The organism is Vibrio furnissii CIP 102972 (assembly GCF_000176175.1).
GTDB classification, from domain to species: Bacteria; Pseudomonadota; Gammaproteobacteria; order Enterobacterales; family Vibrionaceae; genus Vibrio; species Vibrio furnissii.
Genome location: NZ_ACZP01000013.1, coordinates 1,169,534 through 1,190,453, shown reverse-complemented (window position 1 = coordinate 1,190,453; position 20,920 = coordinate 1,169,534). Strand labels below are relative to the sequence as shown.

Below are 20,920 nucleotides of genomic sequence, written 5' to 3'. Positions count from 1 at the left end.
GTCGCTGCCGTGCTCAAAAAGATGGCAAAATGAGAGTGCAAAACAAGAGCAAGATCTCTTTTTAAGCTTTTGAGGAAAAAAAAGCCTCGATTCCCTTGAAAAAGCCTTTATTGTCCCCATTTCAGAGCCATCCACACTTTCTATCTGGTGGAATTTTTAGCACTTGGCTGAGTTTTTAGGACATTGACCTTTCCCTGACGGGGGATTAGCTCGACAGCTAAACTTGAGGTCGGTAGAATGTCGCGTCTAAATTTTTGTCCTGAGACTAATCAGAGATACCTTTATTCGACGTGAATCGACAAAGATATCACTCATTAGTCCGGTATTCAGGCTGACTGAGCTTTTGAATATCGATGCTCAATATTTACAGTTAAAAGTGCTCTTAGGAGTGCAACACAAGGATGCAGCCGAAACGTAGTTTTGGCTCATGACGCTCAGGAGCCCTGAGCCAGTTTTGAGGTTTATAAACAATGCAAGTTACTGTTGAAACGCTAGAAGGCCTAGAGCGCCGTCTGAATATTACTGTTCCAGCTGCAAACATCGAAGATGCAGTGTCAGCTGAACTACGCAACATCGCGAAAAACCGTCGTTTCGATGGTTTCCGTAAAGGCAAAGTGCCAATGAAGATGGTTGCTAAGATGTACGGCAAAGCAGTACGTCAAGACGTTCTTGGTGAAGTGATGCAACGCCACTTCATCGAAGCGATCGTAAAAGAAAAGATCAACCCAGCTGGCGCACCAACATTTGCTCCAGTGGAAGCGAAAGAAGGCGCAGATCTAGTCTTTACAGCAACTTTCGAAGTTTACCCAGAAGTTGAACTGAAAGGTCTGGAAAACATCACTGTTGAAAAACCAGCTGCAGAAATCACTGAAGCTGATGTGGCTGAAATGCTGGAAACACTGCGTAAGCAACAAGCAACTTGGAAAGAAGTTGACGAAGCTGCAGAAGAAGGCAAACGCGTTTCTATCGACTTCGTTGGTTCAATCGACGGCGTTGAATTCGAAGGCGGTAAAGCTGAAAACTTCCCTCTGGAAATGGGCGCAGGCCGCATGATCCCAGGTTTTGAAGACGGTATCGCGGGTAAAACCAAAGGTATGGAATTCGAAATCGACGTGACTTTCCCAGAAGATTACCACGCTGAAAACCTGAAAGGTAAAGCAGCGAAGTTCGCGATCAAAGTGAACAAAGTTGAAGCACGTGAACTGCCAGAAATGAACGACGAATTCGTTGCTAAATTTGGTGTTGCTGACGGCGGCGTTGACGCACTGAAAGCAGAAGTTCGTAAGAACATGGATCGCGAACTGAAACAAGCGATCAAAGCGCGCATCAAAGAGCAAGCGATTGAAGGTCTAGTCAAAGAGAACGACATCGACGTTCCTTCTGCACTGATTGACCAAGAGATCAACGTACTGCGTCAGCAAGCTGCACAACGTTTCGGCGGTAACATGGAAGCGGCTAGCCAGCTGCCACGTGAACTGTTCGAAGAACAAGCAAAACGCCGCGTTGTTGTCGGCCTTCTGCTGGGTGAAGTGATCAAAGCTGAAGAGCTGAAAGCAGACGAAGAGAAAGTGAAAGCGCTGATCGAAGAGATGGCGACTGCTTACGAAGATCCAACTGAAGTGATTGCTTACTACGAGCAAAACGAGCAAATGATGAACAACATGCGTAACGTTGCTCTTGAAGAGCAAGCGATCGACGCTATCATTGCTAAAGCACAAGTAACTGAGAAAGCGATTAGCTTCAACGAGCTAATGAACCCACAAGTTGCTGCGTAATAAGCAAGTTGTCACGTAGAAAGGTTGACGACACGTCGCCTATTCTGCTAACAATGGTCCGTGTGATACCCATCATCCGGGCCATTTATTTTAGGGACATAAGACTATGAGCTACCAAGAAAAAAATGTAATGTCGCCAATTATTGACGCGCTAGTACCCATGGTGGTGGAACAGACGTCTCGTGGAGAGCGTTCATACGACATTTATTCTCGCTTGTTAAAAGACCGCGTGATTTTCTTAACGGGTCAAGTGGAAGATCACATGGCAAACCTTGTCGTGGCTCAACTGCTTTTCTTAGAATCTGAAAACCCTGATAAAGATATTTTCCTATACATCAACTCTCCGGGCGGTAGCGTGACTGCGGGTATGTCGATTTACGACACCATGCAGTTTATTAAGCCAAACGTGAGCACGCTGTGTATCGGACAAGCTTGTTCAATGGGCGCATTCCTGCTGGCTGGTGGTGCACCAGGTAAGCGTTATGTGCTGCCGAATTCACGTGTGATGATTCACCAGCCTTTGGGTGGTTTCCAAGGCCAGGCTTCAGACATTCAGATCCACGCTCAGGAAATCCTGACCATCAAGAACAAGCTGAACCGCTTGTTGGCAGACCACACCGGTCAGCCACTTGAAGTGATCGAACGTGACACCGACCGTGACAACTTCATGTCGGCGCAACAAGCAGTAGACTATGGTTTGGTTGACGCACTTTTGACCCATCGCGGCGAGTAACAGTTCCGGGAATTGTTTAACGCAATTTGGTTCAAATTGTTATACACTCAAACCATAACGAGTAAAGGCTAAGAGGTTAGCGAATGACAGACAAAAGCAAAGAGGGTGGTAGTAGTAAACTGCTGTACTGCTCTTTCTGTGGCAAAAGCCAGCACGAAGTTCGCAAGCTAATCGCAGGTCCATCTGTTTACATTTGTGACGAATGTGTCGACTTATGTAACGACATTATCCGTGAAGAAATCAAAGATGTGTTGCCGAAGAAAGAATCTTCAGCACTGCCGACTCCTCGTGAGATTCGTGAGCATCTAGATGACTATGTGATTGGCCAAGAACACGCGAAAAAAGTGCTCGCGGTTGCAGTTTATAACCACTACAAGCGTTTACGTAACGGTGATACAACGAGTGAAGGTGTGGAACTGGGTAAGAGTAACATTCTTCTTATCGGTCCAACTGGTAGTGGTAAAACACTGCTGGCGGAAACACTGGCTCGTTTCCTAGACGTACCGTTCACTATGGCGGACGCGACCACACTGACGGAAGCTGGTTACGTGGGTGAAGATGTAGAAAACATCATCCAGAAACTGCTCCAGAAATGTGATTACGACGTTGCTAAAGCTGAACGCGGTATCGTCTACATCGATGAAATCGACAAGATTTCACGTAAAGCTGAAAACCCATCGATTACGCGTGACGTGTCTGGTGAAGGGGTTCAGCAAGCGCTTTTGAAACTGGTTGAAGGCACAGTCGCTTCTGTACCACCTCAAGGTGGTCGTAAGCACCCTCAACAAGAGTTTCTGCAGGTAGATACTTCGAAGATCCTCTTTATCTGTGGCGGTGCATTCGCTGGCCTAGATAAAGTGATTGAACAACGTGTGGCAACGGGAACCGGTATCGGTTTCGGTGCTGAAGTTCGTTCTAAAGATGAAAGTAAATCACTGAGTGAGCTGTTTACTCAAGTGGAACCGGAAGATTTGGTGAAATATGGTTTGATTCCAGAATTCATCGGTCGTCTGCCTGTGACCGCAACATTGACAGAATTGGATCAAGAAGCACTGATTCAAATTCTGTGTGAACCCAAGAACGCATTGACCAAGCAATATGCTGCTCTGTTTGAGTTGGAAAATGTGAATCTGGAGTTCCGCGAAGATGCACTTCGCGCCATTGCCGCTCGTGCAATGAAGCGTAAAACAGGGGCTCGTGGCCTGCGTTCTATTCTTGAGAACGTTTTGCTTGAGACCATGTATGAACTGCCTTCGATGACCGAAGTAGAGAAAGTGGTGATTGACGAATCCGTGATTAACGGTGAGTCTGAGCCGCTGCTGATTTACACCGGAAGCGAAAGTCAGGCCGCTGGCGCTGAGTAAAACAGAACGTTAAAACATCAAAGGAGGTATTTAATACCTCCTTTTTTTTATTCTGTCATTGAATCCAGTTAGTTAGCCCCCATATACTGCGATATATAGAAAAGCGGAAGAGAGATAAATATGAACTTGGAACGTTCCGAGCGTATCGAGATCCCTGTACTACCTCTGCGCGATGTGGTGGTGTATCCACATATGGTAATTCCTCTGTTTGTTGGTCGTGAAAAGTCGATTCAATGCCTAGAAGCAGCGATGGACAACAACAAACAGGTTCTTCTGGTCGCGCAAAAACAGCCGGAAACCGACGAACCGAAAATCACCGATCTATTTGATGTCGGTACAGTTGCAACCATTCTCCAGCTACTGAAACTGCCAGATGGCACTGTGAAAGTGCTTGTGGAAGGTCAGCAGCGCGCGAAAATCACCCAAATCCAAGAGGGTGAGTTCTTCTCGGCAGAAGCTGAGTACATGCTCACCCCAGAACTTGATGACAAAGAGCAAGAAGTGATCGTTCGCAGTGCGATCAATCAGTTCGAAGGCTTCATCAAGCTGAACAAAAAAATTCCACCGGAAGTGCTGACGTCTCTGAACGGCATCGATGAGGCGGCGCGCCTTGCCGATACCATCGCAGCACACATGCCTTTGAAACTCATCGATAAGCAAAAAGTGCTGGAAATTTTGGACGTCTCTGAGCGTTTGGAATTCTTGATGGGTCAAATGGAATCTGAAATCGATCTGCTGCAAGTTGAAAAGCGCATTCGCAACCGCGTGAAAAAGCAGATGGAGAAATCTCAGCGTGAATACTATCTGAATGAGCAAATGAAGGCGATTCAGAAAGAGCTGGGTGAGATGGATGACGCGCCAGATGAATTCGAAGCGCTGAAACAGAAAATCGATGAATCGAAGATGCCAAAAGAGGCACGCGAGAAAACTGAGCAGGAACTGCAAAAGCTGAAAATGATGTCTCCGATGTCAGCCGAAGCGACAGTTGTGCGCAGTTACATTGATTGGATGGTGAGCGTGCCTTGGAACAAACGTTCCAAAGTGAAAAAAGATCTCTCGAAAGCAGAAGAGATTTTGAACGCTGATCACTACGGCCTAGAGCGCGTGAAAGAACGTATTCTGGAATACCTCGCGGTACAAAGCCGCATCAACAAGCTGAAAGGCCCGATCTTGTGCCTTGTTGGGCCTCCAGGTGTGGGTAAAACCTCGCTGGGTCGCTCAATTGCAGCAGCCACGGGGCGTAAATACGTTCGCATGGCGCTGGGTGGTGTTCGTGATGAAGCGGAAATCCGTGGTCACCGTCGTACATACATCGGCTCACTGCCGGGTAAATTGATTCAGAAAATGGCTAAAGTTGGGGTAAAAAACCCACTGTTCCTGTTGGATGAAATCGACAAGATGTCGTCTGATATGCGCGGCGACCCTGCTTCTGCGCTGTTGGAAGTGCTTGACCCGGAACAGAATAACTCGTTTAACGACCACTACCTTGAAGTGGACTACGATTTGTCGGATGTGATGTTTGTTGCGACCTCAAACTCAATGAACATTCCAGGTCCTTTGCTCGACCGTATGGAAGTGATTCGTTTGTCGGGTTACACCGAAGATGAGAAACTGAATATCGCGAAGCGCCACTTGGTGAACAAACAGATCGAACGTAACGGTTTGAAACCTAGCGAAATCGTGATTGAAGATTCAGCGATCATTGGCATCATTCGTTACTACACACGCGAAGCGGGTGTGCGTAGCCTAGAGCGTGAGATTTCTAAGATCTGTCGCAAGGCCGTGAAGAAAATTCTGCTCAATGGTGGCGTGAAAACGGTCACCGTGAATCAAGAGAACTTGAAAGAGTTCCTTGGCGTGCAGCGTTTCGACTTTGGTAAAGCGGATGAATTCAACCGCATCGGTCAGGTCACTGGCTTGGCCTGGACCGAAGTTGGGGGCGATCTGCTGACCATTGAAACGCAGTCAATGCTGGGTAAAGGGAAGCTGACGCAAACCGGTTCGCTGGGCGATGTCATGCAGGAATCGATTCAGGCGGCAATGACCGTGGTACGTTCTCGCGCAGACAAACTGGGTATCAACCCCGATTTCTACGAAAAACGCGATATTCACGTACACGTGCCGGAAGGAGCAACACCAAAAGATGGCCCAAGTGCCGGTACCGCGATGTGTACCGCTTTGGTTTCATGTTTAACGGGGAATCCGGTAAAAGCGGAAGTGGCGATGACCGGCGAAATTACCCTGCGTGGTGAAGTCTTGCCTATTGGTGGTCTGAAAGAAAAACTGTTGGCCGCACACCGTGGTGGCATCAAAACGGTTCTGATTCCGAAAGACAATGAACGTGATCTGGAAGAGATTCCGGACAATGTCATCGCTGATCTGAAGGTGATCCCAGTACGCTGGATCGACGAAGTGTTGAAGGTTGCACTTGAAAATGACCCGACTGGTGTCGAGTTTGACGCTAAAAAATAGTGATGTGCAGCAAAAATAAGTAAAAGTTTACGCTGATAGGCTGAAAAAGGCTTGTCAGCGTTTTTTTTGGGCGCTAACGTTACTCACTAGGCCTCCAGCCCAGTTGTAACAAGGCTTTAGGCCAGTTTTTAACATTAATGGAACGAAATAGGCGCCGAATAAAATAATAATTGGTGACCGAAGGGGAATTCACAGTGAATAAAACACAATTAGTAGAACAAATCGCAGCGAACGCTGACATCTCTAAAGCTTCAGCTGGCCGTGCACTTGATGCATTCATTGAAGCCGTAAGCGACACGCTTCAATCTGGCGATCAGGTGGCTCTTGTTGGCTTTGGTACATTTGCAGTCCGTACTCGCGCTGCTCGCACAGGTCGTAACCCGAAGACTGGTGAAGAAATCCAAATCGCAGAAGCTAAAGTTCCTGCGTTCAAAGCAGGCAAAGCACTTAAAGACGCTTGCAACTAATTAGAATTATGGTTTTGCCGCTTTGAGGCAAAATTAATTCGAACCTTTTGAAATTATGCGCATCATACTGATGCGCATTTCTTTTTCTGATATTATCGCGCTATTCAATTTTGGCTGAAGTGTGTCACTTCAAACCCGGAGAGCAGTAAAACTATGATGGATCGATTACGCGAAGGCGTGAACAGCATCGCGGTAAAAATTATCCTAGGACTAATCATCCTTTCTTTTATCTTCGCAGGGGTAGGTAACTACCTGATCAGCGGCAGCAATAACGCAGCAGCCAAAGTCGGCGGCACAGAAATTGGCCGTGGTGAATTCGAACAAGCCTACCAGAACGAACGCAATCGCATGCAATCGCAACTGGGCGATTACTTCTCTAATTTATTGGCAGATCCTGAATACGTCGCATCTTTCCGTAAATCTGTACTGGATCGCATGATCAACGATTTGCTACTGGACCAACACGCGCAAGCGCTGGGTCTACGTGTGAGCGATACCCAAATTCGCCAAATGATTCTGGATATGCCGCAGTTCCAAACCGATGGCAAATTTGATCAAGAGATCTATCAATCTGCATTACGCCGTGCTGGCTTCTCACCTGACTCGTTCGCTGAATACATGCGTCGTGACCTCGTGCGTAACCAGCTTCTGTCTGCATTGCAAGGCAGCGAATTTACACTGAAAGGTGAAGTGGAAGCGCAAGGTGAATTGATCACACAAACGCGTGACATTCGCACCATCACGCTGTCACCGGCAGAGTTTGCAAAAAGTATTGAACTGAGCGATGACGAAATCGAGCAGTACTACAAACAAAATTCTGAACGTTACACGCGTCCAGAACAGGTCAAACTGTCTTACATCGAATTGTCGGCTGAACAGCTGAAGAACGCGATCACCATTAGTGATGAGCAAGCCAAGCAGTACTACGAAAGCCACATGGACAAGTACTCATCAGCAGAGCAACGTCAAGTGAGCCACATCCTGATTCAGGGTGATGATGAGAAAGCCGCGCAAGCCATTCTTGATGAGTTGAATGCAGGTGCAGACTTCGCAACACTCGCGAAAGAAAAATCGCAAGACATCGGCAGTGCAGAAGAGGGCGGCTCATTAGGTTGGATTGAGCATGACACCATGGATCCTGCGTTTGAAAGCGCAGCGTTTGCACTCAAGAAAGCGGGTGACGTGAGTGGTTTGGTCAAATCAGATTTCGGGTACCACATCATCAAACTAGACGATGTGAAAGCGCCCGTTGCGAAGCCGTATGCAGAGGTTGCAGCAGACATCAAATCTGAGCTAAAAGACCAACAGGCGATCGACAAGTTCTATGAGCTACAGACCGAACTAGAAAAAGTGGCGTTTGAATCTCCAGATTCGCTGGACGATGCAGCCAAAGCGATTTCTGCGCATATCGTCAGCACGGACTTCGTCTCTGAACAGCAGCTACCGAAAGCGCTTAACAACGCAGATGTATTGAAAGCGATTCAGTCACCAGAAGTGAAAGAAGACGGCCTTAACTCCGAAGCCATTGAAGTGGCGCCTGAACACGTGGTTGTGGTTCGTGTTGAAGAGTCTCGTCCTGAAATGGTATTGCCACTGAACGAAGTGAAAGACCAAGTGGTTGCGCAGCTGTCGAAATTGAAAGGTGAACAACAAGCTTTGGCGTTGGCAAATCAATTGGTGGATGGTCTGAAAAAAGGTGATCTGTCATTACTTGAACAACATCAACTGGCGTTCGGTGAACTGAACATGATCGACCGCAGTTCTCCACTGGCTGGTACGGTGTATGCGATGGCTAAACCTGCTGATGGTGCCGTGACTTACGCGCAGGCGAAAGACTTTGATGGCAACATCGTGGTGGTTGAGTTGGATAAAGTGGAAGCGAAAGTGAATCCACAATACAACGAGCAGATTGGTGCGCAATTGGCACGAATGGGCGTTCAACAAGATCTGGCGGGTGTGCTCAGCGTATTGCGCCAAAATGCGGATATCAAATATTACGCTGTGAGCCAGTAATTGCTCTGAGTGTAATTGATATGTTTGACAAAATGGGCTGCGTTTGCAGCCCATTTCATTTCTGTTTAAACCCTCTGTGCTGAATGAAAGCGCTTGCTCTATCATCGCTGCTCTGATGATTTGCAAGGAGCACATGAGATGAAGTTCAACACATATTGGCTGGCCTTTCTGCTGGCGATTTGCTGGCCCGTCACGCATGCGATGGCCGCTGATAGCGCGCAGGTGAGTGATGAAATTGAAATTACGGTCAACATCAACACCGCCCCTGCCGAAGAGTTGGCAACCTTACTCAAAGGCATTGGATTGAAAAAAGCACAGGCCATCGTCGAGTACCGTGAAGCGAATGGCGCTTTTCAATCCAAACAGGAATTGACTCAGGTAAAAGGTATCGGCCCTTCGATAGTGGCCAAAAATGACGACCGCATTCTGTTATAAGTTGCCGTTATCACCGTCAAAAACTCAGGTCTTCGATCTGAGTTTTTCTTACGTAGTTTTTGCTTAAAAATGCGTCCTTTTTTACATCCATCCTAGCGCCTGACCTCGAATCCCTTTATAATTTGCCGCCGGTAAATCGCAGACAACGTCAGTCGCGAACAAAAATAAAGTGGAGTAAAACATGTCCTCTCATACACCGGTGATTACCGTTGATGGACCAAGCGGAGCGGGTAAAGGCACACTTTGCATGCTGTTGGCTAACAAACTCGGTTTTCATCTTTTAGATTCTGGAGCCATCTACCGTGTGCTTGCGCTTGCTGCAATTCATCATGGTGTCGACACCGAATCCGAAGACGCACTTGTGCCGCTAGCGACGCATCTGGATGTTCAGTTCATCGCTGAGGGTGACTTGGTGAAAGTCATTCTGGAAGGCGAAGATGTCTCGAAAGAGCTGCGCAAAGAAGAAACCGGCATGGCTGCGTCGAAAGTGGCTGCTCTACCCCGTGTTCGTGAAGCGCTGCTGCGCAGACAACGCGCATTTGCCGACGGCAAAGGCTTGGTTGCCGATGGCCGTGATATGGGAACCGTGGTCTTCCCTCAGGCTGAAGCCAAAATTTTCCTCGATGCAAGTGCGGAGGAACGCGCCCGTCGTCGTTTCAAGCAGTTGCAACTCAAGGGGCTTGATGTTAAATTTGACGCCCTTTTGAGCGAAATCCAAGAGCGTGACGATCGCGATCGTAACCGCCCAGTGGCGCCACTACGCCCTGCTGAGGATGCGCTGTTGCTGGATTCCACTGAAATGTCTATCGACGAAGTGGTGGTAAAAGCACTACAATATATCGAATCGAAGCTGGCGGAATAAACCACGTCAGTTAAGAGCGTCGGTCGCAAGGAAGATGACTGGCGAATTTAATAACCCCATGTGGTAGGACACCCGTGGACGTTTACTTATTGAAGATTAATTAAATGACTGAATCTTTTGCTCAACTCTTTGAAGAGTTTCTAAACGAGACTGAATTCCAACAAGGTACTATCGTTAAAGGTACTGTAGTAGCGATCGAGAACGGTTACGTTCTTGTTGATGCTGGTCTTAAGTCTGAGTCTGCTATCCCTGCTGAACAGTTCAAGAACGCTGCTGGCGAACTTGAAGTTGAAGTTGGTTCAGAAGTTGACGTAGCTCTAGACGCTGTAGAAGACGGTTTCGGTGAAACTCAACTTTCTCGTGAGAAAGCGAAACGTCACGAAGCTTGGATCGTTCTTGAGAAAGCTTACGAAGAAGCTGAGACTGTTGTTGGTATCATCAACGGTAAAGTTAAAGGCGGTTTCACTGTTGAACTGAACGGCATCCGTGCGTTCCTACCTGGTTCACTGGTTGACGTACGTCCTATCCGTGACACAGCTCACCTAGAAAACAAAGAGCTAGAGTTCAAAGTAATCAAGCTAGACCAGAAACGTAACAACGTTGTTGTTTCTCGTCGTGCTGTTATCGAATCAGAAAGCAGCGTTGAGCGTGACGAACTTCTTGAGACTCTACAAGAAGGTACTGAAGTTAAAGGTATCGTTAAGAACCTTACTGACTACGGTGCATTCGTTGATCTTGGCGGTGTTGACGGTCTTCTGCACATCACTGATATGGCGTGGAAACGTGTTAAACACCCATCTGAGATCGTGAACGTTGGTGACGAGATCCTAGTTAAAGTTCTTAAGTTCGACCGTGACCGCACTCGCGTATCACTAGGTCTGAAACAGCTTGGCGAAGATCCATGGGTAGCAATCGCTAAACGTTACCCAGAAGGTCACAAACTGACTGGTCGTGTAACTAACCTGACTGATTACGGCTGCTTCGTTGAAATCGAAGAAGGCGTTGAAGGTCTGGTACACGTTTCAGAAATGGATTGGACTAACAAGAACATCCACCCATCTAAAGTTGTTAATGTTGGCGACGAAGTTGAGGTTATGGTTCTTGATATCGACGAAGAACGTCGTCGTATCTCTCTAGGCCTGAAACAGTGTAAAGCTAACCCATGGCAGTCATTCGCTGAAGCGCAAGCTAAAGGCGACAAAGTTACTGGTAAGATCAAGTCAATCACTGACTTCGGTATCTTCATCGGTCTAGAAGGCGGCATCGATGGTCTTGTTCACCTGTCTGACATCTCTTGGAACGTTCCAGGCGAAGAAGCTGTACGTGAGTACAAAAAAGGCGACGAGATCTCTGCAGTAGTTCTAGCAGTAGACGCAGAGCGTGAGCGTATTTCTCTAGGCGTTAAGCAAATGGAAAATGACCCATTCAATGCTTACGTTGCAGACAACAAGAAAGGCGTTCTAGTAAACGGTACTGTAACTGCAGTTGACGCGAAAGGCGCAACTATCGAGCTAGAAGATGGCGTTGAAGGTTACATCCGCGCTTCTGAAGTTTCTCGTGACCGCGTAGAAGACGCTTCTCTAATCCTGAGCGTTGGCGACAAAGTTGAAGCGAAATTTACTGGCGTTGACCGTAAAAACCGCGTAATCAACCTGTCTATCAAAGCGAAAGACGAAGCTGAAGAGCAAGAAGCAATGGCATCTATCAACAAACAAGATGACGCTGCATTCGGTAACGCAATGGCAGACGCTTTCAAAGCTGCTAAAGGCGAATAATTCCGTATCGCTAATTAAAAAGGAGCCGTGAGGCTCCTTTTTTTATGTTTCATTCAACACCTCTCTTATCTTTCCTCTGACTTGTAATTTCGAACTGCCAAGTAAAATAAATCTTGTAAGCAAAAAAAAAGATTTAGCTAAGCCGTAGAAATTTTCTACAATATTAAGCAAGTGTTTGTTGGAATTGATATTACTGACTATAATCAGGATAAAAACTCGATGAGGGAAACTATGACTAAGTCTGAATTGATTGAAAGACTCTGTGCTGAGCAAACACATTTGTCTGCAAAAGAGATCGAAGACGCGGTAAAAGATATTCTTGAGCACATGGCAAACACCCTAGAGGCAGGAGACCGTATCGAAATTCGTGGATTCGGCAGTTTTTCCCTGCACTATCGTGAGCCAAGAGTCGGGCGCAACCCGAAAACTGGTGAGAAAGTAGAGTTGGAAGGTAAATTCGTTCCACACTTCAAACCAGGCAAAGAACTCCGTGAACGTGTAAACGAAAATATCTGATTTACGTAAAGATTCTTGGATAAAGCGGCATGCTGATTTAGCGTGCCGCTTTTTTGCGGGTGTGTGCTCGATAGCCATGGTTTGTCGGGCGGTTTTCCTGCATAATCAGGTAGCCAATTCGTGAATAGGTAATAGATTATGAAAATAATAAAAATCGTGGTGTTACTTGCTCTCTTTCTGATCGCGTTGGCGTTAGGATCTCAAAATCAGGAGATCGTGACGTTCAATTATCTGTTGGCGCAGGGTGAATTCCATCTGTCAACGCTGCTCGGATCGGTCTTTGTGATCGGCTTTCTGATCGCTTGGATCATTTTTGGTAGTATGCACCTAAAATCCAAACTTGAGATTCGCAAGCTGAACCGAAAACTGAAAAAACAAACGTCGTCTCACGATGTGTCAGAGCAAAAAGCGAATATCGGGTAAGGTCGTTTTTAGATGTTAGAAATTCTCTTCTTGTTATTGCCAATCGCCGCCGCTTACGGGTGGTATATGGGTAATCGTAGTGCCCAGCAAGACAAGCAGAAACATTCCCATCAGATCTCCCGTCAGTACGTGACGGGGTTGAACTTGCTTTTGTCTGATCAATCAGACAAAGCGGTTGATCACTTCATTGAACTATTGCAAGTGGATAACGAGACCATCGATACCCACTTGGCATTGGGCAACCTGTTTCGCTCTCGCGGCGAGGTTGACCGCGCAATTCGTATCCACCAAAACCTGATCTCTCGTTCGGGTTTAACCATCGAACAGAAAAACTTAGCGCTGCAACAGTTGGCGAAAGACTACATGGTCTCCGGTTTCCTCGATCGCGCTGAACGCATTTTCGAACAATTGGTCGATGAACCTGAGCACCGCGAATCGGCTCTGCAACAATTGACTGCAATTTATCAGCAAACTCGTGAGTGGCATAAAGCCATTGATTGCGCCCATGCATTGGTCAAAATGGGCCGTAAACGCATGAAAGCGAGCATTGCCCACTTCTGGTGTGAATTGGCGATGCAAGAAAAAGCCGACGGCCACGATAACAAAGCGATCCAACTTTTTAAGAAGGCACTTCAGGAAGACCCGAAGTGCGTTCGTGCCAGCATTTCATTGGGTAAGTTGTACCTAGAAAGCGAAGACTACAAAAAAACGATTCAATACATGGAAATGGTATTGGATCAAGACATCGACTTTATCGGCGAAGTGCTGCCAACGTTGGCGGAGTGTTACCACCATCTTGGACAAGAGCAGGAGTTGGTGCAGTTTCTTCGCCAATGTATCTCCGATAAAGCTGGTGTATCGGCTGAGCTGATGCTGGCTCAATTGGTGGCACAGCATGAAGGGGTGGCATCGGCGCAAGAATTACTGACTCGCCAGTTGGTGAAGAACCCGACCATGAAAGGCTTCTATCGCCTGATTGACTACCATATTGCTGAAGCGGAAGAGGGACGGGCAAAGGCCAGTTTGTCGACGCTGCAAAAGCTCGTGGGTGAGCAGTTGAAAGCAAAACCACACTATCGTTGTCGTCGATGTGGGTTTTCCACCCATTCCCTGTATTGGCATTGTCCATCTTGTAAAGGATGGGGCTCGATCAAACCGATTCGTGGTTTGGACGGAGAATAATCAAAGAATTGGCTAACCGCCGGTTTGATAAGACATGCAGCTGTAGAGGCTGCATTTTTTTAGGCTCAACGCGTATCTTAGGAGTAGAAATGAACGACCAAAAAGTGATCGTGGCACTGGATTATGACAATCAAGCGGATGCGCTGGCATTTGTCGATAAAATCGATCCTGCAAGCTGTCGATTGAAAGTGGGCAAAGAGATGTTTACCTTGTTTGGTCCAGAGTTTGTACGCGAGCTGCACAAACGCGGGTTTTCCGTTTTTCTTGACCTCAAGTTCCACGACATTCCGAACACCTGTTCTAAAGCTGTTCGCGCAGCTGCAGAGCTTGGCGTTTGGATGGTGAACGTGCATGCCAGTGGTGGTGAACGCATGATGGCTGCATCTCGTGAAATCCTTGAGCCTTATGGCAATGATCGCCCGTTACTGATCGGTGTGACGGTGCTGACCAGCATGGAACAGCCTGATCTGGCTGGTATTGGCCTAGATGTAGCGCCGCAACAACAAGTGATGCGACTGGCTACCTTGACCAAAAACTCAGGTTTGGATGGCGTGGTGTGTTCGGCGCAGGAAGCGGCCATGCTCAAACAGTCGCTCGGGCAGGCGTTTAAGCTGGTGACGCCAGGGATTCGTCCTGCTGGTTCTGATGTCGGCGACCAACGCCGCATTATGACGCCGTATGAGGCGATTCAGGCTGGTTCCGACTATTTGGTAATTGGCCGCCCAATCACGCAAGCTGCGGAGCCTGCCAAGGTGCTGGCGGCGATTAACGCATCATTGCTATAACGTTTGGACGTTCCAGACCGTCATAATCAAAAAGGTCAGCACATGCTGACCTTTTTCTATTCGGTTCGGTGAGTAGGAACACCGCTGTGGAATTTGAAATCCTCATCGTCTGACAGGATTAAACTCGCTTCGAGTTGGCCAAAGTAGGCAATGCGTACGCTGATATCACAACCGGCAATTTGCTCCGCTAAGGCCAAATAGTCTTGATAGTGGCGCGCTTCAGAGCGTAATAAGGACACATAAAATTTGGCGATGTCGTCATCAAGATGAGGTGCGAGACGCGCAAAGCGTTCACAAGAACGGGCTTCGATGTAAGCGCCGATGATCAGTTTGTCGATCAAGGTTTGTGGCTCATGAGTTTTCATGTGTGACAGCAAGCCTTTAGCATAACGGCTGGCAGGAATCGATTCATAAGCGATGCCACGGCTGTCCATGATTTCCAACACTTGATAGAAGTGATGCAACTCCTCTTTGATCAACAACACCATCTTGTCGATTAAGTCTTGGCTGTAAGGGGATGCAGACTTCGCCATGATCGCTTTAGAAATCTGGCTTTTGCCTTTCAGCGTTTCAATGGACCCCGTGTTGCGATACGCAAAATCTTCGTAGGGTTTAAACCATTCCAACAGCGAGTGTTGACTCTCTTTATCCACGGCATATTTGCGGATCAGGTACATGGCGGATTGGCCAGCCTTGAGCTCGCACAGTAGGTGATCCAACAGCAACGTTGGTAAGTTGTGTGGCTGGCGTGCTTCTTCGATCCACGCGTCCGGTGTTTCGCAGTGCAAGAACTGGTTAATCGGTTCTAGAAGTTGTTGAATTGCTGGGGTATTCGTCATGATCTTATTAATAAAAAAGGCCGCATTGGCGACCTTTGTTTCAATGAATCGGTACTCTTAGTGCGAGTATATTACCATTTTTTCTTTTCACCAAAGAGCGCTTCCATATCGCTATTACGCTCTTTCTCTTCGATTTGTTGCAGTTCTGCCGCACTTTTGGATTGACGACGTTGCTGTAATTCATCGTACATGCCTTGTAGCTTTTCTCGTGCTTGGTTGGAGTAGGTGTCATTTTTGGTGCTTAACACTTCCAGCCCTTTGCGCAGAAGCTGCACGGCGGTGCCCGGTTGGCCACGCACAATGGCATCATTTGAACGCTTAATGACGTTTTCGATGTTGATGCGAATTTGAATGGTTTCTAAGCGCGCATTTTCTGTGACGTAGGCTTGCGTATCAAAGCGGCCTTTGTTGTGCTCACTGCGAATGGTATCGCGTAGGCGCTTCACCAACTTCAACATCACGATCGCTTGTTTATCACTGCTTGGAACTTTAAACGTGGTGCTTTCATTACCCGGATGGTTGTCTTGCAGGTTTTTGATTTGCGCGGCCATATTTTCGATACGCTGCGCCAACTGCTTGTTCTTCGGATCCAGCTCGTACATGCTTTGTAGCGCGTCCAAAATGCGATTGTTCAGACACACCAAGAGATCTTTACTAAAGGGCATGTGATGCGCATTGCCAATCAGATCTTCAGTGGCATCAATAATCGTCAGGTAACGCGAAGATTCCTGCTTCTTAGCGGTTTCTACTTTGACTTTATACTGGAGCATAATGTTATAACCCAGAATCAAAACCAGCAGAATGGCAATCAGAGCGATAATTAAACCGATATTCATATAATCCGTGTCTACATTTCCCAAGGCCTAATGATGAAGGATACACTATCCTAACTTTTCACTACACCTACTATTTTATAATTTTCATTATTCCTGTTTTACCACCAAAAAACTGCAACAGAATGCTGAGTTTGGGTGCTCGGTGGCAATTTTTTGTTCAATACGCAAAAAGGTGAATACATTCAAAAACAATTTCGGGGTTGTGCTTTGAATTATGTTCTCGACGCGTTATAACTAATAATTATAAACTATAAACACGTGATGTAGCACTCCGTAAGGATACACAGGTCAATTATGAAGTTGCAGCAGCTGAAATACATCGTTGAAGTGGTCAATCACAACTTAAACGTCTCTGCCACCGCTGAAAGTCTTTATACCTCACAACCCGGCATCAGTAAGCAGGTTCGTTTGCTGGAAGATGAACTGGGCATTCAGATATTTGAACGCAGTGGGAAGCACTTAACGCAGGTGACGCAAGCTGGCGAAGACATTGTTCGCATTGCAACTGAGATTTTGTCGCGGGTCGAAAGCATCAAGTCGGTCGCGGGGGAACATACGCATCCTGAAATGGGGATGCTGAATATCTCAACCACGCACACGCAGGCGCGATACGCGCTACCCGAGGTGATCAAAGGTTTCACGGCGCGTTATCCGAAAGTCTCTTTGCACATGCATCAAGGGACGCCGGCTCAGATGTCAGAATCGATTGCCAAAGGATCGGCGAGCTTTGCCATCGCCACTGAAGCGCTGCATCTCTATCACGACGCGATTATGCTGCCGTGTTATCACTGGAACCGAGCCATTGTGGTGCCGAAAGATCACCCCTTAGCAAAGAAAGATCACATCAGTGTTGAAGAGCTGGCGAATTACCCATTGGTGACTTACGTCTTTGGTTTTTCTGGCCGTTCAGAATTGGACGCTGCGTTTCACCAAGTGGGGTTGACGCCGCGCGTGGTCTTTACCGCCACGGACGCTGACGTGATTAAGACGTATGTTCGCATGGGGATTGGGGTCGGCTTGATTGCCAGCATGGCGATGGATGCAATTCAAGACAGCGATCTGGTGGCCATCAATGCCAGTCATATCTTTGGGGCCAGCACAACCAGCATTGGTTTTCGTCGGGGGACATTCCTGCGCACTTATATGTATGATTTCATGGAACGTTTTGCGCCGCACTTAACGCGTCCGGTGGTTGAACGCGCGATCTCGTTGAAATCTAACCATGAAATTGAAGAAATGTTTCGCGATATCGAGTTGCCGGTGCGCTGATTTGTCGCATTGATCTTCCTCGTGTTGGCTCTACAATAGCGTCTTCAACTCGGGGGCCGCATGCGCGAACTTTTTCTACATCTGGATCACTTTCTGACTCACACGCAGCCGTTGTGGCGGTTTGAGTCGTTTCATGCAAGCGCGCAAGCCTGTGCGCCTTGGGCTCAGGCCTATCCTTTACTTGAGCAGTGGCTGCATGGTTTAGACGAGCCAACGATCGAGCAGCTAAAAAACTCTCCATCTGAGTTGTTAGCGAGTCTGTCGCCTTTGGTCGACGGTTTGGCAGAAACGTGGCAGCGTATTCAATTACCGCCAGCCCCTTTGATGGATTGCCAGACGAGCGCGATTGAAAGCGGGATCCCGGGGCGAAAGTTGGAGCAGATTCGCCGACTCGGTGGTGCGGTCGTGAGCTTGCATCGCGGGCAGGCGTGGTTGGAGTGGTGCTCGGGCAAAGGTTATTTAGGGCGCGTGTTGGCGAGTAAAACCAGGCAACACGTCACCAGTTTTGAATATCAAACCGAGCTATGTGAACGAGGGCAGCAAGACGCCGACGCGTTGCATTTACCGATGCGCTTTGTGCAGGGAGATGCGTTTGATGAACAAAGCCGAGCGTGTTTTTCTGCGCAGCAGCATGCAGTAGCACTGCATGCGTGCGGCGACTTGCATGTGCGTTTGATGCAGTACGCGACCGATGCGTCATTGCAAGCGATCAGCTTTTCTCCCTGCTGTTACCATCTCACCCAGTCGTCGCACTATCAATGCTTATCGCAGCTCGCGCAAACGTCTTCTCTGTCGTTGACTCGCCAAGAGTTGAGAATTCCATTACAAGAAACGGTCACGGGCGGTGAGCGTGTGCGGCGGCACCGATTTGAAGAGATGAGCTATCGGCTCGGCTTTGATGCATTGCTGAAAGCGGAATTGGGCATTACCGCCTATCAACCCGTGCCAAGTATTAAAAAATCGCAATTGAGTGATGGATTTACAGCATTCTGCCATTGGGCTGCGCAACACAAAGGAATCGCGTTGCCGACGGTCGATTTTGCCCATTATCAATACCAAGGCGAGCAACGTTTTTGGGAAATGGAGCGACTCAGCTTAGTGCAATTGGGGTTTCTGCGTCTGATCGAAATGTGGCTGGTATTGGATAAAGCCATGTATTTGCAAGAGCGGGGCTATCAGGTTGAAGTGTCGGAGTTTTGTGAACGAGCAGTGACGCCAAGAAATATACTCATCCACGCTTGGCAGGCATGATAACCGGGCATTCGCCCGGCTATTGCACGCGGTCTGATTTAGTTGAACATCGCGATGGCTTCGGCCGGATCGACATACGCCAAATTGAAATTCTCGGCGACTTCTTTACATGTTACTTTGCCGTGAATGACATTCAGTCCTTTCATAAAGCCGGGATCGGATGTTAACGCGGCTTGATAACCTTTATTTGCCAATTTAACAATGTAAGGCAAGGTCGCGTTGTTGAGTGCAAAGGTTGAAGTTCGAGCCACCGCGCCGGGCATATTGGCAACACAGTAATGCACCACATCGTCGACGATATATGTCGGGTCGGCATGTGTGGTGGCGTGCGAGGTTTCAAAACAGCCTCCTTGGTCAATCGCCACATCCACGACTGCAGAACCGGGTTTCATGCGACAAATGTGCGCTTTGGTGACCAATTTCGGCGCAGCCGCGCCTGGGATTAATACGGCGCCAATCACTAAATCGGCATCCAACACGTAGTGTTCAATCGCATCTTCGGTGGAATACACCACGTTGGCACGACCTTGGAATTCTTCATCCAGTCTGCGCAGCGTATCAATGTTACGATCAAGAATGGTGACATCGGCACGTAAGCCAATCGCCATGCGAGCGGCATTGGCTCCCACCATGCCACCACCGATGATCGCCACTTTTGCTGGTGCGACACCGGGAACGCCACCGAGTAATAAGCCACTGCCACCATGCGATTTTTCCAGTGTTAGGGCGCCGGCTTGAATCGACATTCGGCCCGCGACTTCAGACATTGGTGCTAATAGTGGCAAGCGACCCATATTATCTGTTACAGTCTCATAGGCTATGCAGACAGCTTTGCTCTTGATTAGCTCTTCAGTTTGTGGAAAATCTGGAGCGAGGTGTAAATACGTAAATAAAATTTGCCCCTCTCGGAGCATAGCTCGTTCGACAGCTTGAGGTTCCTTAACCTTTACAATCATGTCTGCTTTCGCAAATACGTCTGCAGCAGTAGGAAGAATGGATGCGCCTACAGCGATGTAATCATCGTCTGAAAAGCCGATGCCGGCACCGGCATTTGTTTCAACAAAGACTTGGTGCCCATGTGAGGCAAGCTCTCTCACGCTTGCTGGAATCATACCCACACGGTATTCGTGGTTTTTGATTTCCTTTGGTACGCCAATGATCATCCTGACTCCTTATGTTTGTGTGGTTGTATTGACTATTGTAGGGTTTTTGTATCGAATTTATGGCTAGTATAGTTAGTGTAATAAGTAATTTGATACTGAATATTAAAAAGTTGTAGTATATTTTTTTGCAAGGAAGTAATAAGGTGGAATAAAAAATGGCAGACAACTATAAAAGGCCGTCCAAGGATTTAGACCGTATCGACCGCAACATTTTGAATGAGTTGCAGAAAGACGGTCGTATTTCGAACGTAGAATTGTCTAAGCGTGTGGGACTCTCTCCAACCCCATGTTTGGAACGTGTTCGTCGATTAGAACGTCAGGGTTATATCACGGGGTATACCGCGTTGTTGAACCCGCAATATCTTGACGCTTCGCTTTTGGTGTTTGTGGAAATCACGCTTAACCGTGGTGCTCCTGATGTGTTTGAACAGTTTAATACCGCGGTTCAGAAACTGGATGATATCCAAGAATGTCATCTGGTATCAGGTGATTTCGACTATCTTCTCAAAACTCGCGTATCCGACATGGGTGCCTATCGTAAACTACTCGGTGATACATTACTGCGCCTGCCAGGCGTGAATGACACTCGAACTTACGTGGTAATGGAAGAAGTGAAGCAGACCAACCAGCTAGTGATCAAAACACGTTAATTAGAATCTGTCAGAATAGTGGTACTTCTTTCCACATTCTGACTTTCGCTAATTGGGTTTTTGACCTTGATATGGTTAAATCTTCGAACAAACCGAGCGGCTTTTGCCGC

General features: G+C 47.5%; 19 protein-coding genes and 1 pseudogene. 17 read left to right on the top strand and 3 right to left on the bottom strand.

Annotation, left to right across the window (positions count from 1 at the left end; all coding sequences use genetic code 11):
- Positions 1-16: 16 nt before the first annotated feature.
- From VFA_RS24005 to pyrF, 14 genes and pseudogenes are all read left to right on the top strand, one after another.
- Positions 17-160: pseudogene (locus VFA_RS24005) on the top strand (TolB protein); the annotation flags it as partial.
- Positions 161-470: 310 nt separating this feature from the next.
- The gene (gene tig / locus VFA_RS09515) at positions 471-1,775 is read left to right on the top strand and encodes a trigger factor (RefSeq protein ID WP_004726510.1); all 1,305 of its coding nucleotides are present in this window, start codon (positions 471-473) and stop codon (positions 1,773-1,775) included.
- Positions 1,776-1,881: 106 nt separating this feature from the next.
- Entirely contained in the window at positions 1,882-2,508 is a 627-nt protein-coding gene (gene clpP / locus VFA_RS09510; protein WP_004726508.1) for an ATP-dependent Clp endopeptidase proteolytic subunit ClpP, read from the top strand.
- Positions 2,509-2,591: 83 nt separating this feature from the next.
- Entirely contained in the window at positions 2,592-3,872 is a 1,281-nt protein-coding gene (clpX, locus tag VFA_RS09505) for an ATP-dependent protease ATP-binding subunit ClpX (protein ID WP_004726506.1), read from the top strand.
- Between the two features lie 120 nt (positions 3,873-3,992).
- Positions 3,993-6,344 (top strand): endopeptidase La, encoded by a 2,352-nt coding sequence (gene lon, locus VFA_RS09500; RefSeq protein WP_004726504.1) that lies wholly within the window; start codon positions 3,993-3,995, stop codon positions 6,342-6,344.
- Positions 6,345-6,538: 194 nt separating this feature from the next.
- Positions 6,539-6,811, top strand: a complete 273-nt coding sequence (locus tag VFA_RS09495; protein WP_004726502.1) for an HU family DNA-binding protein — start codon at positions 6,539-6,541, stop codon at positions 6,809-6,811.
- A gap of 153 nt (positions 6,812-6,964) precedes the next feature.
- Positions 6,965-8,824, top strand: a complete 1,860-nt coding sequence (gene ppiD / locus VFA_RS09490) for a peptidylprolyl isomerase (protein WP_004726500.1) — start codon at positions 6,965-6,967, stop codon at positions 8,822-8,824.
- Positions 8,825-8,962: 138 nt separating this feature from the next.
- Positions 8,963-9,259, top strand: a complete 297-nt coding sequence (locus VFA_RS09485; protein WP_004726497.1) for a ComEA family DNA-binding protein — start codon at positions 8,963-8,965, stop codon at positions 9,257-9,259.
- Positions 9,260-9,440: 181 nt separating this feature from the next.
- Positions 9,441-10,121 (top strand): (d)CMP kinase, encoded by a 681-nt coding sequence (cmk, locus tag VFA_RS09480; protein WP_038151335.1) that lies wholly within the window; start codon positions 9,441-9,443, stop codon positions 10,119-10,121.
- A gap of 104 nt (positions 10,122-10,225) precedes the next feature.
- Positions 10,226-11,896: a 30S ribosomal protein S1 gene (gene rpsA, locus VFA_RS09475; protein WP_004726493.1), complete on the top strand. Its 1,671-nt coding sequence runs from the start codon at positions 10,226-10,228 to the stop codon at positions 11,894-11,896.
- Positions 11,897-12,127: 231 nt separating this feature from the next.
- A complete protein-coding gene (ihfB, locus tag VFA_RS09470) occupies positions 12,128-12,412 on the top strand; it encodes an integration host factor subunit beta (protein WP_004726491.1) in 285 nt (94 codons plus the stop codon).
- 138 nt (positions 12,413-12,550) lie between these two features.
- Positions 12,551-12,835, top strand: coding sequence for a LapA family protein (locus tag VFA_RS09465; RefSeq protein ID WP_004726490.1), 285 nt, complete (start codon positions 12,551-12,553; stop codon positions 12,833-12,835).
- Positions 12,836-12,847: 12 nt separating this feature from the next.
- Positions 12,848-14,017, top strand: coding sequence for a lipopolysaccharide assembly protein LapB (gene lapB, locus VFA_RS09460; protein ID WP_004726488.1), 1,170 nt, complete (start codon positions 12,848-12,850; stop codon positions 14,015-14,017).
- A gap of 89 nt (positions 14,018-14,106) precedes the next feature.
- Positions 14,107-14,802 (top strand): orotidine-5'-phosphate decarboxylase, encoded by a 696-nt coding sequence (gene pyrF, locus VFA_RS09455; RefSeq protein ID WP_004726486.1) that lies wholly within the window; start codon positions 14,107-14,109, stop codon positions 14,800-14,802.
- Between the two features lie 56 nt (positions 14,803-14,858).
- Here pyrF and miaE read toward each other — a convergent pair whose 3' ends face one another.
- Both miaE and VFA_RS09445 read right to left on the bottom strand, forming a co-directional pair.
- Positions 14,859-15,641, bottom strand: coding sequence for a tRNA isopentenyl-2-thiomethyl-A-37 hydroxylase MiaE (gene miaE, locus VFA_RS09450; RefSeq protein WP_004726484.1), 783 nt, complete (start codon positions 15,639-15,641; stop codon positions 14,859-14,861).
- A 71-nt stretch (positions 15,642-15,712) separates the two neighbouring features.
- Positions 15,713-16,477: a hypothetical protein gene (locus VFA_RS09445; RefSeq protein WP_004726483.1), complete on the bottom strand. Its 765-nt coding sequence runs from the start codon at positions 16,475-16,477 to the stop codon at positions 15,713-15,715.
- Between the two features lie 294 nt (positions 16,478-16,771).
- On the opposite strand from VFA_RS09445, the gene cysB reads away from it, so the two are divergent.
- Together cysB and VFA_RS09435 are read left to right on the top strand one after the other, a co-directional pair.
- The gene (gene cysB, locus VFA_RS09440; RefSeq protein ID WP_004726481.1) at positions 16,772-17,746 is read left to right on the top strand and encodes an HTH-type transcriptional regulator CysB; all 975 of its coding nucleotides are present in this window, start codon (positions 16,772-16,774) and stop codon (positions 17,744-17,746) included.
- 60 nt (positions 17,747-17,806) lie between these two features.
- Positions 17,807-18,997, top strand: a complete 1,191-nt coding sequence (locus VFA_RS09435) for a methyltransferase (protein WP_004726480.1) — start codon at positions 17,807-17,809, stop codon at positions 18,995-18,997.
- 38 nt (positions 18,998-19,035) lie between these two features.
- Here the strand turns inward: VFA_RS09435 and ald are convergent, their stop codons facing one another.
- The gene (ald, locus tag VFA_RS09430) at positions 19,036-20,160 is read right to left on the bottom strand and encodes an alanine dehydrogenase (protein ID WP_004726477.1); all 1,125 of its coding nucleotides are present in this window, start codon (positions 20,158-20,160) and stop codon (positions 19,036-19,038) included.
- Between the two features lie 155 nt (positions 20,161-20,315).
- Between ald and lrp the strand changes: the two genes are divergently transcribed.
- Entirely contained in the window at positions 20,316-20,810 is a 495-nt protein-coding gene (lrp, locus tag VFA_RS09425; protein ID WP_004726475.1) for a leucine-responsive transcriptional regulator Lrp, read from the top strand.
- The last annotated feature ends 110 nt before the right edge of the window (positions 20,811-20,920 follow it).